The organism is Aggregatibacter actinomycetemcomitans DSM 8324 (assembly GCF_000372365.1).
Classification (GTDB): domain Bacteria; phylum Pseudomonadota; class Gammaproteobacteria; order Enterobacterales; family Pasteurellaceae; genus Aggregatibacter; species Aggregatibacter actinomycetemcomitans.
Map to the genome: position 1 here is coordinate 99,880 of NZ_AQUU01000005.1, position 17,390 is coordinate 117,269.

General features: G+C 46.0%; 11 protein-coding genes and 1 pseudogene. 7 read left to right on the plus strand and 5 right to left on the minus strand.

The window, feature by feature from the left end:
• The first annotated feature begins 18 nt into the window (after window positions 1-18).
• A complete protein-coding gene (gene malP, locus A3CS_RS0104020; protein ID WP_012820980.1) occupies window positions 19-2,409 on the plus strand; it encodes a maltodextrin phosphorylase in 2,391 nt (796 codons plus the stop codon).
• A 102-nt stretch (window positions 2,410-2,511) separates the two neighbouring features.
• A complete protein-coding gene (gene malQ / locus A3CS_RS0104025) occupies window positions 2,512-4,587 on the plus strand; it encodes a 4-alpha-glucanotransferase (protein ID WP_005546510.1) in 2,076 nt (691 codons plus the stop codon).
• Between the two features lie 143 nt (window positions 4,588-4,730).
• On the opposite strand, the gene A3CS_RS0104030 is transcribed toward malQ, so the two are convergent.
• Both A3CS_RS0104030 and yfbV read right to left on the minus strand, forming a co-directional pair.
• The gene (locus A3CS_RS0104030) at window positions 4,731-5,273 is read right to left on the minus strand and encodes a CvpA family protein (RefSeq protein WP_005542375.1); all 543 of its coding nucleotides are present in this window, start codon (window positions 5,271-5,273) and stop codon (window positions 4,731-4,733) included.
• Window positions 5,274-5,451: 178 nt separating this feature from the next.
• Window positions 5,452-5,895 carry a terminus macrodomain insulation protein YfbV gene (yfbV, locus tag A3CS_RS0104035; protein ID WP_005542372.1) on the minus strand — a complete coding sequence of 148 codons (444 nt, stop codon included), beginning with the start codon at window positions 5,893-5,895 and terminating at the stop codon, window positions 5,452-5,454.
• A 267-nt stretch (window positions 5,896-6,162) separates the two neighbouring features.
• Between yfbV and A3CS_RS0104040 the strand changes: the two genes are divergently transcribed.
• From A3CS_RS0104040 to A3CS_RS0104050, 3 genes are all read left to right on the plus strand, one after another.
• Complete coding sequence (locus A3CS_RS0104040; protein WP_019518257.1) at window positions 6,163-7,365, plus strand: acetate kinase; 1,203 nt, start codon at window positions 6,163-6,165, stop codon at window positions 7,363-7,365.
• A 69-nt stretch (window positions 7,366-7,434) separates the two neighbouring features.
• Window positions 7,435-9,570, plus strand: a complete 2,136-nt coding sequence (gene pta, locus A3CS_RS0104045) for a phosphate acetyltransferase (protein WP_019518258.1) — start codon at window positions 7,435-7,437, stop codon at window positions 9,568-9,570.
• Between the two features lie 346 nt (window positions 9,571-9,916).
• Window positions 9,917-10,279 carry a cupin domain-containing protein gene (locus A3CS_RS0104050; protein ID WP_005542369.1) on the plus strand — a complete coding sequence of 121 codons (363 nt, stop codon included), beginning with the start codon at window positions 9,917-9,919 and terminating at the stop codon, window positions 10,277-10,279.
• A 70-nt stretch (window positions 10,280-10,349) separates the two neighbouring features.
• Here the strand turns inward: A3CS_RS0104050 and folK are convergent, their stop codons facing one another.
• The 3 genes from folK to dksA form a co-directional block, all read right to left on the minus strand.
• On the minus strand, window positions 10,350-10,850 hold the full coding sequence (gene folK, locus A3CS_RS0104055) for a 2-amino-4-hydroxy-6-hydroxymethyldihydropteridine diphosphokinase (RefSeq protein ID WP_005550118.1): 501 nt from the start codon (window positions 10,848-10,850) through the stop codon (window positions 10,350-10,352).
• Window positions 10,843-12,309, minus strand: coding sequence for a polynucleotide adenylyltransferase PcnB (gene pcnB, locus A3CS_RS0104060; protein ID WP_019518259.1), 1,467 nt, complete (start codon window positions 12,307-12,309; stop codon window positions 10,843-10,845). Before pcnB ends, folK begins: the two co-directional genes overlap by 8 nt.
• Window positions 12,310-12,425: 116 nt before the next feature.
• The gene (gene dksA / locus A3CS_RS0104065; protein ID WP_005542366.1) at window positions 12,426-12,863 is read right to left on the minus strand and encodes an RNA polymerase-binding protein DksA; all 438 of its coding nucleotides are present in this window, start codon (window positions 12,861-12,863) and stop codon (window positions 12,426-12,428) included.
• 297 nt (window positions 12,864-13,160) lie between these two features.
• Between dksA and A3CS_RS01000000110855 the strand changes: the two are divergent.
• Window positions 13,161-15,590, plus strand: a pseudogene (locus A3CS_RS01000000110855) (DNA internalization-related competence protein ComEC/Rec2).
• Window positions 15,591-15,636: 46 nt separating this feature from the next.
• The gene (msbA, locus tag A3CS_RS0104075; RefSeq protein ID WP_005546521.1) at window positions 15,637-17,385 is read left to right on the plus strand and encodes a lipid A ABC transporter ATP-binding protein/permease MsbA; all 1,749 of its coding nucleotides are present in this window, start codon (window positions 15,637-15,639) and stop codon (window positions 17,383-17,385) included.
• Window positions 17,386-17,390 lie beyond the last annotated feature (5 nt).

Genomic DNA, 17,390 nt, shown 5'->3' on the forward strand with positions numbered 1-17,390 from the left:
TAATCAGGAGCCCCTTTTATGCCTAAACAACGAACCTATGACAACGCATTTGATGCGATTGTCAAAAAATATTGCCGTTATTTTGATGTGCAATCACCGCAACAATTCGCCCTCGACCAATGGTATCGCGTGATTGCCGAAGGCACTCTCGAACTGGCTTATGGCAAACCTGCCGCGAAAAAAAACGGTCGCCATGTGAATTATCTTTCCATGGAATTTTTAATCGGTAGAATCACCGGCAATAATTTGATGAATCTCGGTTACTACGACGACATCAAAACCTATTTAGCAAAATACGATGTGGAACTGCTGGATGTATTGGAACAGGAGCGGGATCCCGCATTAGGTAACGGCGGTTTAGGGCGCTTGGCGGCGTGCTTTTTAGACTCTATGGCGGCGCTCGGACAAAATGCCACCGGCTACGGCTTGCATTATCAATACGGTTTATTTAAACAATCCTTTGAAGACGGTATGCAAAAAGAAAGCGCCGATCTGTGGTCGCGCAACAGCTACCCATGGCACCGTTATAACCCGTCCAAAACACAAAATATCGGCTTCGGTGGTAAAATCACGCCGATTAAAGGCGACAAATACGCTTGGGAGCCGAAACTCATCATTCAAGGCAAAGCCTTTGATTTGCCGATCGTCGGCTATAAGAATGATGTCATCCAACCGCTACGTTTATGGCAGGCAGACAGCGAACAATCATTCGATTTGGCGTTGTTCAACGACGGTAAATTCCTTAACGCGGATAAAACGATCGTCAATGCCACCGCACTTACTCAGGTGCTCTACCCGAACGACAACCACAAAGCGGGACAAAAATTGCGCTTAATGCAGCAATATTTCCACTGCGCCTGCTCCGTCGCTGATATTCTGGCGCGTCATTTTGCCGAAGGTCATGCGTTGAAAGACTTCGCCAAATATCAAGTGATTCAACTGAATGACACCCACCCGACTCTCGCCATTCCGGAATTAATGCGCGTGTTGTTGGATGAGCATGATCTCAGCTGGGACGACGCCTGGAAGATCTGTTCCCACACCTTCGCTTACACCAACCACACCTTATTGCCGGAGGCCCTGGAACAATGGGATCAACGTTTATTCAAACAATTACTGCCGCGCCATTTCCAAATTGTGGAAAAAATCAATAACCTCTTCCACGAAAAAGTGCGGTCGAAATTCGGTGCGGATCCGAAAGTGTGGGAAAAATTGGCGATTCTGTTCGACTACCGCGTGCGTATGGCGAATCTGTGCGTAGTGACCTGTTTCAAAGTCAACGGCGTGGCGCAAATTCACTCGGATTTGGTGGTCAGTGATTTGTTCCCGGAATACCACAAACTGTTCCCGACCAAATTCTGCAACGTCACCAACGGTATTACACCGCGCCGCTGGATCCAACAAGCCAACCCGAAATTAAGCGCGCTGTTGGATAAAACCCTGAGAAAAGACTGGGCGAAAGATCTGGAGTTGCTCAAAGGCGTGGAAAAATTTGTGGACGATGCGGCGTTCCGTGAGGAATATCGCGCCATTAAACATCACAATAAAGTGGTGTTAGCCGATGAAATTCAACGCACTTTAGGCTTCACCGTGAATACCGATGCGATTTTCGATATTCAAATTAAGCGTTTCCACGAATATAAACGCCAGCATCTGAATCTGTTAAACATTATCGCTACATACCAATCGCTGAAAGCCAATCCGAATCAGGATTACACCCCGCGCGTGTTCGTGTTTGCCGGTAAAGCGGCGCCGGGCTATTATCTGGCGAAAAATATCATTCACGCCATCAACAACGTGGCGGAGGTCATCAATAACGACAAAGCCATGAAAGATCGCCTGCAAGTGGCGTTCCTGCCGGATTACCGCGTCAGCCTGGCGGAAAAAATCATTCCGGCGGCGGACGTATCCGAGCAAATTTCCATGGCGGGTAAAGAAGCCTCCGGCACCGGCAACATGAAGCTGGCGCTCAACGGTGCATTGACCTTAGGCACATTGGACGGCGCGAATGTGGAAATCGCCGAAATGGTAGGCGAAGAAAACGTGTTTATTTTCGGTCACACCGTGGAAAGCGTGCGCGAGTTATTGGCGAAAGGCTACAAACCGCGCGATTACTACAAACGCAATCCGGTGTTAAAAAGCGCCATGGATTTCTTAACCAAAGGCAAGGTCTGCCACGGCGACAAACAGATGTTTAAACTGATGCTGGACAGCCTGTTGAAGCATGATCCGTTCCTTGTACTTGCGGATTTCGACAGCTATGTCAACGCGCAGCAAAAAATCGGCGAAGCCTATTTGGATCAGGATGCCTGGTTACGCAGCGCCATTTTAAATACCGCGCGTTTAGGCATGTTCAGCTCCGATCGTTCCATCCGCGATTATCAACAACGAATCTGGCTGAAAAAATGACCGCACTTTTTAGTGAACGATAAAATCCACTGATGGCGAGCGTCTCCCGACCACCGCTAATCAACACACAACCGGAATCAGACAATCCTTTAAGGAATCACTATGTCTATTAAAGAAAAACGCTTCGACCAAGCGGGCATCATGCCCTACTTTTTTGACGAACGAGGGCTGAAAATTCGCGCGCCACTTGCTATTAAAAAAGCCTTGCTTTCCACTTTTGAAGGTCATGTAACCAGCCGTACTCACCCGCTGCCGCCGGTGAAAATTCTCCATCAAAATCAACCGCACTTTTTATTGTTAAATGTTTCCGATGCCACCCGCTCATGGCAGGGCAAATGGCAGCTTCACCTGGAAGATGGTGCCGGCATCCTTGAAGGCAAAGTGAAAAAAAATAGCATAACCCTGCCGCGCGATTTGCCGTTGGGGTATCACGATTTGGTGTTGCATGGTGGAAAAGAAGAAGTGCATTGCCGCCTTATCGTTGCGCCGCAGCGTTGTTATGAACCGGAAGCATTTGCCGAACAGAAAAAACTCTGGGGCAGCTTTATTCAGCTTTACACTCTGAAATCGGCGCGCAACTGGGGTGTGGGCGATTTCGGTGATTTGCAAGAATTTATTCGCGGGCTTGCGCCGTACCAAGCGGATTTTTTAGGCTTAAACCCAATTCATGCTCTGTTTCCGGGAAATCCCGATGGTGCCAGCCCGTATAGCCCGTCTTCGCGCAAATGGCTGAACATTATTTACATCAACATCGATCAACTGCCGGAATTTCAACAAAGCGCGGAGGCAAAACGCTGGTTTAATTCGGCGGAAGTGCAGGAAAAATTGAACGCCTTACGCGCCGCCGAATGGATTGATTACGCCGAGGTGATGGCGTTGAAATTGAAGGGGCTGCATTTTGCCTTTGCCGAATTTAAAGAAAATCCGACCGCACTTTCCCAACAAGCTTTTGCCAATTTCGTGCGCAACGGCGGCGAAAGTTTACAGGTGCAAGCCACTTTTGATGCGCTGCACGCCCATTTAAGCGCCCGTTATCGCGAGCAATGGGGCTGGGATTTCTGGGCGCCGGAATTCCAGGATTATCATTCCGAGGTCGTCGCCCAATTCCGTCGTCAATATGGTGAGAAAATCGAATTTTATGCCTGGTTGCAATTCTGCGCCGACCAACAACTTGCCGAATGCGATGCCTTATGCAAAGCGCAACAAATGACCATCGGTATGTACCGCGATTTAGCGGTGGGCGTCACCGGCAGCGGTTCGGAAACCTGGAGCGATAAGGAATTGTATTGTCTGCGGGCGTCCGTGGGCGCGCCGCCCGATGTGTTATGTCCGCAAGGACAAAACTGGGGCTTAACGCCGATGAATCCGCACATTCTGAAACAACGCGCTTATCAGCCGTTTATCGACTTGGTACGCGCCAATATGAATCATTGCGGCGCATTGCGTATCGATCACATTATGTCGTTGTTGCGTTTGTGGTGGATCCCGAAAGGCGACAGCGCGGCCAACGGCGCCTATGTGCGTTATCCGGTCGATGATTTGATCGCCATTCTCGCCCTCGAAAGCCAACGTCGTCGCTGCGTGATTATCGGTGAAGATTTAGGCACCGTGCCGAAAGAAATCGTCAGCAAACTCAAAAATGCCGGCATTTTGTCTTACAAAATATTCTATTTTGAATTCGATAAACAGGGACAAAGTCGCGACCTGCAGGACTATCCGTACCAAGCGATGACCACCCTAAGCACCCACGATCTGCCGACCATTAACGGTTATTGGCGCGGTTATGATTTTGAGTTGGGGCAAAAATACGGCGTGTATCCGAACCCGCAAATTCTGGAAATTCTGAAAAATGGTCGCGTGAAAGCAAAAGCGGGTATCCTGCAACGCTTGAAAGAACATGACATTGACGTGGACGCCGGTATCGACGAAACCTTGTCTTCCGATGTGAACAAAAAATTTGTTCATCAGCTGCAATCTTATGTCGCCGATGTGGGCAGCGCCCTGTTCGGCTTCCAACCGGAAGACTGGCTGGGTATGACCGAACCGGTCAACATTCCGGGCACCAGTATGCAATACGCCAACTGGCGCCGCCGTTTAACGCAAAACACCGACGCAATTTTTGCCGATCAAGACATTCAGAAATTGCTGAAAAAAGTGAACGCTAAACGTAAAGGGTAAGCCCCGATGTAACCAATATAAATGAAAAGTGCGGTGGGTTTTAAAAACGTTTTTAAAACCCACCGCACTTTAAACACCTACCCCCGCCAACGTTCAAATAAATCCCGTTCCAAGGGATATTCATCTGATCCCAACCAAATAGACTAGTTTGTAGTTGAAACCGGAACTGCATTTGTTGCCGGATTGGCAATCTGCTCCAAATTCAGGGTTGAATTTAAAAAACCGGAATTGGCTTGTAATTGTTGGAAGAACCAATCCACCACGAAACGAAAGTGCGGTATTAATTTAGATTCTTTCCACCAATCGGTTTGATTTGAACTGGTAAATGTATCTAAGAAAAACAACATAGCGGCGACAATCAAAACCCCGCGTAATAAGCCGAAACAGGCGCCGAGCACACGATCCGTGCCGCTTAACCCGGTACGATCTACCAGTTGCCCTAAGACATAATTGACAATGGCGCCGACAATGAGTGAAGCGATAAATAAAATACCGATAGCCGTGCCGTTACGAATATAAACGGACTCAATTGATGTTAAGAGTCCGGCAAGATACATATAAAAATTGCTTGCAATTAAAAATGCCACGATCCAGCTGGCTAGTGACATGACTTCGCGGACAAAGCCGCGCAATAAACTGACAATAATGGAAAAAACAATAATGCCGATAATAATGTAATCAATCATTAAATCATCTCTGTGCGTTGAAAAAAGATATTTTCATTTGCAATGGGCGCTATTCTAGCAAAAAACGAAAACATTTGCGCAAAAAAATTATGCGCTCAAAAAAGCGCCCTTTTGATCAAATGATCCAAAGGACGTTACTATCTCATTGTTATATTTATAAATATGGAAAATTCGAGGCTTAAAGATCCTGCCAGAAATCCCGTCCTAATTTTTGTTGTGCCTGTTTTAACAACACCGCTAAATCAAAGTAAGTCGGCTTTTCGGGACATATCGGCAACGCTGCCTGTTTTTCTTTCAGTGCCTCATAAACGCGCTGAAAACCGACCGCACTTTTTGGTGGTAACGGTGTTTTGGCGCGCTTACCCAACCAGTAAATGCCTTGCATAGGTAAAAATAACGCAAATAACGCTGTCAGAACCGCTACCGCCAATGCAATCCCGTCACTTTGCGCATAAAATTGTTGCCATACAATAGAAAACACTGCCAAGAACGGCATGAATTTTTGGGCAAATAATGTGGTTTTGATGACACGATTTTCCGGAAAAATCGCACCGAGTTTAGGTTCTAACGGCCAGGTTTTCAAATATTGCTGACCGCTTTTTAGAGTGCTGAAAAAACTCATGTACTACCTTATCCTTCTTTTTAACTTGACGCTCACCATAACATAAAGCCGCTATTTTTTATAATCCCCCCGGTATCTTAGCTCAGAACGTGAATCACGAAATTTAACGTTCACCAAAATCACCAAATTTTTCGATTAATGTCGTGTTTTTTGCTGTTGAGAATTTATTTTGTATGGTGAAAGGTGTATCCTATGGCGGTTTAACCTTCTATTACCCGTTCGTTATTTGAACGGATTTTGTTTAACTCAAACCAGTATAGGTCGTTTATGTCTGAAAAATTAGTCCTAATTCTCAATTGTGGTAGTTCCTCATTAAAATTCTCAATTCTTAATCCTGCAACAGGCGAAGAAAAATTATCCGGCTTAGCCGAAGCGTTTTATTTACCTGAAGCCCGTATTAAATGGAAATTGCACGGTGAAAAAGGGCAGGCAGATTTAGGTGCCGGTACCGCTCACGCCGAAGCATTAAATTTCATTGTTAATAAAATTTTCTCTCTTGATCCTGAATTACAAAAAGGCGTTGTAGCCATCGGTCATCGTATCGTACACGGCGGCGAAAAATTCACTTCTTCCGTTATTGTGACCGATGAAGTGGTCAAAGGCATTGAAGAAGCAATTCAATTCGCACCGCTGCACAACCCGGCACATTTAATCGGGATCAGAGAGGCTTTCAAATTATTCCCGCACCTGAAAGATAAAAATGTCGTGGTATTCGATACCGCCTTCCATCAAACCATGCCGGAAGAAGCATTCCTATACGCATTACCGTACTCTTTATACCGCGAACATGGCGTTCGTCGCTACGGTGCGCATGGTACCAGCCACTATTATGTCAGCCGTGAAGCAGCAAAACGGTTAGGTGTGCCGGAAGATAAAATCAACGTGATCACTTGTCATTTAGGTAACGGCGGTTCCGTATCGGCAATCCGTCACGGCAAATGTATCGACACCTCAATGGGTTTAACGCCATTGGAAGGTTTAGTGATGGGTACCCGTTCCGGCGACATCGACCCTGCTATTATTTTCTATATGCACGATACTTTGGGTATGTCCGTGAAAGAAATTAACGATACGTTAACTAAGAAATCCGGTTTATTAGGCTTAACGGAAGTGACCAGTGACTGTCGTTATGCAGAAGATAATTATGAGAAAGAAATCCCGGCAAAACGCGCATTAGGTGTCTATTGCTATCGTTTAGCCAAATACATCGGCTCTTATATGGCGGTAATCGGTGAACGTTTGGATGCTATCGTGTTTACCGGCGGTATCGGTGAAAACTCCGCCCATGTGCGTGAAATCACCTTGGATCACTTAAAATTATTCGGTTACAAACTGGATCAAGAGAAAAATCTTGCCGCCCGTTTCGGTAAAGAAGGTATCATCACGGCCGATAACACTCCTATCGCTATAGTAATTCCAACCAACGAAGAGCTCGTTATCGCACAAGATACTGCACGTCTTTGTATTTGAACATTAATCAAACAAACTGCCGATTAAATCGGCAGTTTCTTTTTTACTCACACAAAATAAAGGTAAATTATGTCCCGTACTATTATTCTCATTCCGATTAGCACTGGCGTAGGTTTAACCAGTGTAAGCCTCGGTTTAATCAATGCCCTTGAACAAAAAGGCGCCAAAGTCGGCTTTATGAAACCAATTTCCCAACCGAACACCGGTGAGGATGTTATCGACCGCACCACCTCCATCGTGCGTACCAGCACCGCTTTAGAAACTGCCGAACCGTTTATGTTAAGCGTGGCGGAATCCTTAATCGGTCAAAATCAATCCGATGTGTTATTGGAAAAAATTGTTGAGAATCGCCAAAAGCTGGCGAAAAACAACGAAATCGTGATCGTGGAAGGCTTGATTCCAACCCGTAAACATACCTTTGCCAACAGCATTAACTACGAAATCGCCCAAGCCCTTGATGCAGAAATCGTATTGGTCGCCGCCCCATCAACGGAAACTCCGACACAATTAAAAGAGCGCGTCGAAGCGGCTGCTTCATTATTCGGCGGTAAAGGCAATAAGAATCTCCTTGGTGTGATCGTCAACAAATTCAACGCACCGGTTGACGAATCCGGCAGAACACGCCCTGATTTAAGCGAAATTTTCGATTCCTTCCAACACAGCCATAATAGCGAATCCGAACTTGTCAGACTTTTCGCCCAAAGCACGATTAAACTATTAGCCTGCATTCCTTGGAATGCCGATCTGATCGCCACCCGTGCTATTGATTTAATCAAGCATTTAGGCGCAGCGATTATGAATGAGGGCGATGTTAATCGTCGGATTCGCGGCATTACCTTCTGCGCCAGAAGCCTGCCGAACATGGTGGAACATTTCCGTGCCGGCAGCTTATTAGTAGTTTCTGCAGACCGGCCTGATGTCATCGTCGCGGCGGCGCTTGCCGTGTCTAATGACATTGAAATCGGCGGTTTATTGTTAACCGGCGGCTACAAATTGGATCCGCAGATCAAAAAGCTTTGCCAACACGTGTTTGAAAGCAAAAAATTACCGGTATTCCGTATTGAAGGCAACACCTGGCAAACCGCCCTAAGCCTGCAAAATTTCAATCTTGAAGTGCCAGTTGATGATAAAGAACGTATCGAAAACATCAAACGTTACACCGGTGAAAAATTAGATACGGCGTTTGTCAACGGCTTAGTGGAAGCCTCGAGCCGTTTACGTCGCTTATCCCCGCCGGCATTCCGTTTCCAATTAACCGAATTAGCCCGCGCCGCCCAAAAACGCATCGTCTTACCGGAAGGTGATGAACCGCGCACCATTAAAGCGGCGATTTTATGTGCCGAACGCGGTATCGCAGAATGTGTGCTGTTAGCCAAACCGGAAGACGTACAACGCGTGGCGGAATCTCAAGGCGTTAAATTGGTGAAAGGCATTACCGTTATCGACCCGGCGAGCGTGCGTGAAAACTATGTGGCACGTTTGGTTGAGCTACGCAAAGCCAAAGGCATGACCGAAACCATGGCACGTGAACAATTGGAAGACAATGTTGTGCTCGGCACCATGATGTTGGAAGCCAACGAAGTGGACGGTTTGGTATCCGGCGCCGTACACACCACCGCCAACACCATTCGCCCGCCAATGCAAATCATCAAAACCGCACCGGGCAGCTCCATTATTTCTTCCATCTTCTTCATGTTGCTACCGGATCAAGTATTGGTCTATGGCGACTGCGCAGTGAACCCGGATCCGACGGCAGAACAATTGGCGGAAATCGCCATTCAATCTGCCGAATCGGCAAAATCCTTCGGTATCGATCCGAAAGTGGCAATGATTTCCTACTCCACCGGCACATCAGGCAGCGGTGCTGACGTAGAAAAAGTGAAAGAAGCCACCCGCATTGCGAAGGACAAACGCCCTGATTTACTCATCGACGGTCCGTTACAATATGACGCTGCGGTGATGGAAGACGTGGCTCGCTCTAAAGCACCTAACTCACCGGTTGCCGGTCAAGCCACCGTCTTCATCTTCCCGGATTTGAATACCGGTAACACCACCTACAAAGCGGTTCAACGTTCCGCCGACCTCGTTTCCATCGGTCCGATGCTACAGGGTATGCGCAAACCGGTGAACGATTTATCCCGTGGCGCGCTAGTTGACGACATTGTGTACACCATTGCCTTAACCGCAATCCAAGCGACACAATAAAACGTCATTAAAAACGTTTGAAAAAATGACCGCACTTTAAGTGCAAAAATAAAGGCTTTCATTTGGAAGCCTTTATTTTATTGAACTCACAATATGAAAAAACAATTTTTAATTATCGGCTTTATTTGGAGTGGAAAATAGTACCACCACGATTCCGTATATTTTAAAGATCGCCCGGAGTTGCTGCACCCGACCTGTCAATAAATGTAAAACGCGGAAAAAAACGACCGCACTTTATATTAAAATATGATAACTATTCTCATTGACAAACCTACTATTAACCTTTCAGAATAAACAAGCTTTGAGCAAAGAATAGGCAATTTATCAATTAGCAAAAGGATGGCTTATGAAAAAATTCATGCTGGGCATGGCATTAGGTCTCGGTATCACACTTAACGCCAATGCGGACATCGGTACGGTAAAAGAAGGCTTTGGCAATATTTTGCAAGGCAATCAGTTTACCGTGGTAAAAAAAGCATTGAAAAAAGGTGAGCAATTAAAACGCCATAACCATGAGGGCGAAAGCGTCATTTTTACCGTTCTTAACGGAAAGATTAGCGTATTGCTTGACGACACGGAAAAACATGACATCCGTGTGGGTCAAGTGTTGAATTTTGACGGCAAGCATTTTATTCAAGGGGAAGCAACGGAAGATACGGTGATTTTAGTTACCTTAGTCGGCGAACATCACGAACATAAGCACAAGTAAGAAACCCAATCCATGCAAAGAGTAAAGTGCGGTGGATTTAAAAAACTTTTTTTAAACTGACCGCACTTTTTTAAAACACAACCTCGCCCTTCTCTTTCACAATCACCATTTGATGATGGGTAAAATTTTGCATTAACTCCCTGATGGATTGCCCGTTCGGCAAGGAAAACGACGGTGCGATTTCCGCCAACGGGATAATTACAAATTCACGATTGTGCATATCATAATGGGGAACAGTCAGACGTTCCGACTGAATGGTTTGCTCGGCGTAAAGCAAAATATCCAAATCTAATGTGCGCTCACCCCAACGACGAAGACGGACACGCCCTTGTTCCTGTTCAATACGTTGTAATTCATCAAGCAATGCGAAGGGAGAAAGCGCCGTTTCCAGGCAAGCGACGGCGTTGGCATAATCAGGCTGATCTTGCGGACCGAGAGGTTTGCTTTGATAAAAAGAACTGACGCTAATCAGACGGCTGTCAGGCAATTGATTCATCGCCCGTAATGCGGCGACCAGTTGTGCTTGCGGATCCGCCAAATTACTGCCTAAAGCGACATACACCTTATTCATAGGTAGCCTTATTCGTGTTTTTCGTAGCGGAGCTACGTTTACGACGATGATATTTGCGTTTTTTCGGCTGGCTTGGTAATTCTTTAACCAGATCCTGCCGTTGGCTATCGTTGCTGAATTGGTATTCGTGCCACCACGCGGATAATTCCACAGCTTCCCCGCCCTCAATTTCCGCACGCATCACCAATAAATCAAACCCTGCGCGGAATTTCGATTGCTCCATAACACGTTGCACGGATTTTGGTGTGCGTTTCAAAAATTGCAGCTGCAACGACCAAATGTCGCGAATCACTGCGGTATGACGGCGCGGAATGGCTAAGGCATTGCACAACACATCCAACAAATCATTAGACGCCAACGCATAGGCATCGTAATTATTCAAGCCGCCTTCATTTTTTAGCATTTCCACCCGTTCACGTAACGGATACCAAAAAAACGCGGCAAATAAGAATGCCGGATTAATCGGCAATTTATCGGCGACACGTTCATCGGTGGAGGTTAGCGCACGCAGAATCATTTTCTCCGCCATGCTGTCTTCACGCTCCGTGAAGTAATTTTGTAGTAGCGGAAACAGTTGTTCAAACAAGCCGTATTGGCGCAATAAGCGATAGGTTTTTACACCGCTTCCGCCCTGTAACAATTTCAAGCTTTCTTCAAATAAGCGTGCCGGCGGGATATTTTTTAATAAATGTGACAATTCTTTAATAGGCGCTTCGCTCGGTTTATCCAAAAACATTTCCAGCTTCGCCATAAAACGAATGGAACGTAACATCCGCACCGGATCTTCCTGATAACGGGTCACCGGATCACCGATTAAACGCAATTTGCCGTTTTTTAAATCATCAATACCGTTGAAATAATCTCTCAGAGTGTTGTCCTGCGGATTGTAATACAGCGCGTTCACACTAAAATCGCGGCGTTCCGCATCTTGCTCCAAAGTGCCGTACACGTTGTCGCGCAATAACATTCCCTCTTCGCTTTGTTTGGCGAGTTTTTCATTATGATGTTCCATGTGACCGGCGCGGAAAGTGGCGACTTCAATAATTTCACGTCCGAACATCACGTGTGCCAGGCGGAAACGTCGTCCCACCAAACGGCATTGACGCTGAAAAACCGCCTGAATCTGTTCCGGGCGGGCATTGGTCGCCACATCAAAATCTTTTGGTTTTTTGCCTAACAATAAATCGCGCAAACAGCCGCCGACCACATAGGCTTCATAGCCTTGGCGTTGTAATTTTTCCACCACGGTCAATGCATGGCGATTGATCATGCGTGGCGCAATGCCGTGCATTGAGGCTTTAATACTGTGTTTGAAATCTTTTTTATGGGTATTTTTTTTGTTGTGGGAAAAACCTTGAGCCTTGCTTGTTACAGGTTCAGATTCAATAACGGATTGTTTTTTAGGCGAGACTTTAACTTCATTTTGAGCGGAGGTTTTGTTCTTCGTTTTCTTGCTCAAAAGATTTTTAATATAGGTAAAGATAATACATCTCCATTTATCACAAAAATAAAGTGAAAGTGCGGTCGAAAAATAATGTGTTTTTTGACCGCACTTTTATCAATGAATTAGCAGGATTAACCCACCATTTGTTTTTCGCGAATTTCCGCCAGGGTTTTGCAATCGATACAAAGATCGGCGGTTGGGCGCGCTTCTAAACGTTTAATACCGATTTCTACGCCACAGGATTCGCAATAACCGAAATCGTCCGTATCCAATTTTTTCAAGGTGCTTTCGATTTTCTTCATTAATTTGCGTTCACGATCACGGGTACGCAACTCCAGGCTAAATTCTTCTTCCTGTGTGGCGCGGTCGGATGGATCCGGGAAATTAGACGCTTCGTCCTGCATATGAGCAACGGTTCGAGAAGCTTCATCTCTAATTTGATCATGCCAGGCTTGAAGGATCTTCTTGAAATGCAGCACTTGGCGCTCATTCATGTATTCTTCGCCTTTCTTTTCTTTGTACGGCTCAACACCGGCTAAAGCTAATAAACTCAAAGACGCTTTACTCATTTGTATCTCCTAATAAAAAATTCATCCATTTCATACTGCTAAGCCCCCACAATCCAGTGTTGCTTAATATTGTTACTACCAAAGTAAACCGATTAAAAAACGGACCCAAATTTTGAAGGCGTATAAATAGCAGAACTTATCCTATTTATCAAATAAAATTTACACATCTACTAGCTTTTTTGATGAAAAATTTTATTTTTGTGATTCAGTTTCCAATATTCACTTCCGTCGGTTTTACACCCCGCCCATTTCTTCCATAGTAGCCGCCCTTCGGATGAGAAAAGTGCGGTTGAAAATGTGAGCGTTTCGTTGGATAAGTTGGCTATAGCCCTGATTTTTAGCGGTTTAACATTATTGTTTTTGCCCGATCGCTTTTTATTATCGTGGCAAACGGCGTGCTATTTACTCCTCTTATTATGTCCACTCATGTTGCTTGCTTATGCCCTGCGACAGGACAAAATCAAGCAAATAGTAATGTGGCTACTGATCTTGATGATTCAGTCCGCTTACGTCCACCAATCGGCAATTTCCATACTGACCCAGGCGGATAATCTTGCCAATCTGCCGAAAACCGTTCACCGCGAATTTACCGTCGAGGAAATTCTGCATCAGCAGCATTATCAAACCCTGGTTATTCGCGCCAAACTCGCCGAAAATCTTCCCGAACAACGTATTTACGCGCAATGGAAACTCAAGCAACCAGTCAACCCCGGCGAACGTTACGCAGGCAATTTACGCTTGCGACCGCTTTCTTCCCGCCTGAATTTTGACGGTTTTGACCGCCAGCCATGGTATTTCGGCAAGCACATCACCGCTTGGGCAGAGATTAAAAGTGCGGTCAAATTGGAAAACGTTTTTTCGTTACGCCAAACCGCTCTCAATCAAGCCTTACAACAAACGGAGAATTTACCCTGACAAGGCTTGTTGCTGGCACTCGGTTTTGGCGAACGTTTCCGCTTAGACCAAAAAACTTGGCAAATTTATCAAAAAACAAATACGGCGCATTTAATTGCCATTTCAGGGCTGCATATCGGACTGGCGATGATGCTGGGTTTTACCTTGGCGCGTCTACTGCAATTTGCCTTGCCGACGCGTTACATCAGCCCGACATTTCCGATTCTGTGCGGATTCATTTTTGCGCTGTTATACAGCCAACTGGCAGGGCTTGCTATTCCGACTTTACGCGCCATGATTGCGTTAGCCATGCTCTACGCGATTCAGTATTGGCGACGATATTGGACGGTATGGCAATTCTTGTTAAGAGTGATTGCCTTGCTGATTTTTATCGATCCGCTAATGTTGCTTTCCACCAGCTTTTGGTTGTCAGTGGGCGCAGTGACCTGTCTGATTGTTTGGTATCAGTATTTTCCGTTGTCTCTATTGCAATGGCGCGGCCATTCCCTTGCCAATTCGCCGTGGCGGAAAGTGCGGTATGTTTTCGGCTTGTTTCATTTGCAATTCGGTCTGCTCTGGCTGTTCACGCCCATTCAGCTGTTGTTTTTTAACGGCATTTCGTTAAATAGTTTTATCGCCAATGTCATCGCCGTGCCGCTTTATAGCTTCGTTTTGGTCCCGTTGGTGTTATTTGCCGTAGTCACCCAGGGTGCGTGGCATTCGTGGCAGCTCGCCAACGATTTGGCGGAAAAAATCACCGCACTTTTGACGCCTTGGCAGGATGACTGGTTGGCAATTTCCATTCCGCACAGTTTATGGATAACCCTATGTTTAACCTTTCTTTTTTTAGTGGCGCTCTATGTTATTTATAAACCGACCAAACCGATAACATCCACTTTAGCCTTGTCAAGGCAGCACCGCTTTAAAGGATTTCATTTTAATCCGGAACGCGCCTTAAGTTTACCGTTACGAAAAAGCGCTTATTGCGTGGGCGGCGGGCTGATTGCCCTGTGTTGCCTGACGTTAATTTCTCAGTCTATTTCACGCCCGAACTGGCAATTAGAAACCTTGGACGTGGGGCAAGGGTTGGCAACTTTAATCGTGAAAGACGGCAAAGGCGTGCTTTACGATACCGGCCCGAGTTGGAAGGGCGGCAGTATGGCACAATTGGAAATTCTGCCTTATTTACAACGGCAAGGCATTGATTTGGAATGGCTGATATTAAGCCATGACGACAACGATCACGCAGGTGGTGCCAAAGATATTTTAGCAATGTATCCCCATATTCAACTGACCACCGCTTCACAAAAGCGATATGGTTCCCAAAACACCGAAAAAAATGACCGCACTTTTTGTCAAGCCGGTAAACAATGGCATTGGCAGGGGTTGCATTTTACCGTGCTATCACCGGAGAATATCGTGCCCCGTGCGGAAAATCGGGATTCCTGTACGCTTTTATTAACCGATGGCACGCACCATATTTTGCTGACGGGCGATGCGGATCTTAGCGTGGAATATAAGATCCTACCGAAACTTGGCAAAATCCATGTGTTACAAGTGGGGCATCACGGTAGCAAAACCTCGACGGGGCAGGCATTAGTGCAACATATTCAACCGGACATTGCGCTGATTTCCAGCGGACGCTGGAACCCATGGCATTTTCCCCATAAAGACGTGGTGGCGCGCCTGCAACAGCAAGGATCACAAATTTATAATACGGCATATAGCGGGCAAATCAGTCTATTGTTCTACAATGAAGAGATCAAAATTCAGACCGCGCGCGCTGAATTTTCGCCTTGGTATCGCAGATTGATTGGCTTGAGCACGAAATAAAGGTACAATGCGCCATTATTTTTTGACCTAAGACAGAAAATTTATTATGCAAGATCAAGACCTTTCCACCATGCAAACCTTCAAACGTTTATGGCCTATGATTAGCCCGTATAAAGCAGGTTTGATCGTTTCCGGTGTTGCGTTAGTATTAAACGCGTTAACCGATTCCGGCTTAATTTTCTTACTGAAACCCTTATTGGATGATGGTTTTGGCAAAGCTGACGCTTCTTTTTTAAAACAAATGTCGGTATTTGTGGTGCTGCTGATTCTCTTTCGCGGCATTTCCAGCTTTATTTCCAATTACTGTCTGGCATGGGTCTCCGGCAAAGTAGTGATGACCATGCGCCGCCGTTTGTTTAAACACTTAATGTTCATGCCGGTGAGTTTTTTCGACAGCAACTCTTCCGGTCGCTTACTTTCCCGCATTACTTACGATTCTGAAATGATCGCCAGCGCCTCCTCCGGTTCCCTCATTACCATCGTACGTGAAGGCGCATATTTGCTTTCCTTGCTCAGTATCATGCTTTACACCAGCTGGCAGCTTTCCTTGGTTTTATTTATTATCGGGCCGATTATCGGTATTTTAATTCGTATAGTCTCCAAGAAATTCCGTGAGCTAAGTCGCAATATGCAAAATTCTATGGGAGAACTGACCTCGACTACGGAACAAATGTTAAAAGGACATAAAGTAGTGCTTTCTTTCGGTGGGCAATTCATTGAAGAAGAACGCTTTAACCGTGTAAGTAACGATATGCGCCGTAAGGGTATGAAAATGACCGCCGCCGATGCCATTGCCGATCCTGTGGTACAGATTATCGCCTCTTTCGCCCTGGCTGCCGTACTTTATCTAGCTACTTTCCCCTCCATTATGGATCAGAACTTAAGTGCGGGTACATTTACCGTCGTTTTCTCTTCCATGCTTGCCTTAATGCGCCCGCTAAAATCCTTAACTAACGTGAATGCGCAATTCCAACGCGGCATGGCGGCGTGCCAAACCCTGTTCGGCATTTTGGATATGGACACGGAAAAAGACACCGGCACGTATAAAGCAGACAAGGTAAAAGGCGACATTGAATTCAAAAATGTGACCTTTAGCTACCAAGGGAAAGACGAACCCGCATTAGACAATATTTCTTTCAAGATTCCGCACGGCAAAACCGTGGCATTGGTCGGGCGTTCAGGCTCCGGTAAATCCACTATCGCCAACTTAGTCACCCGTTTTTATGATATAAACCAAGGTGAAATCACGCTGGACGGCGTAAATATTCAGGATTATCGCCTGTCCGATTTACGCGAAAACTGCGCGGCGGTCTCCCAACAAGTGCATTTATTTAATGACACGATCGCCAACAACATCGCTTATGCGGCGAAAGACAAATACAGTCGTGAAGAAATCATCAAAGCGGCAAAAGCGGCGCACGCCATGGAATTTATCGAGCATTTGGAAAACGGTCTGGATACGGTTATCGGCGAAAACGGCGCCAGCTTATCCGGCGGTCAACGCCAGCGTTTAGCCATCGCCCGCGCCTTGTTGCGTAACTCGCCGGTATTGATTTTAGATGAAGCCACCTCGGCATTGGATACGGAATCCGAACGCGCGATTCAAGCGGCATTGGAAGAAATCCAAAAAGATCGCACGGTTTTGGTGATCGCCCATCGTTTATCCACCATCGAAAAAGCCGATGAAATTTTAGTCATCGAACACGGACAAATTAAAGAACGCGGCAACCACAAAACATTGTTGGAGCAAGGTGGTGCTTATAAACAATTGCACAGCATGCAATTCAGTCAATAACCAAG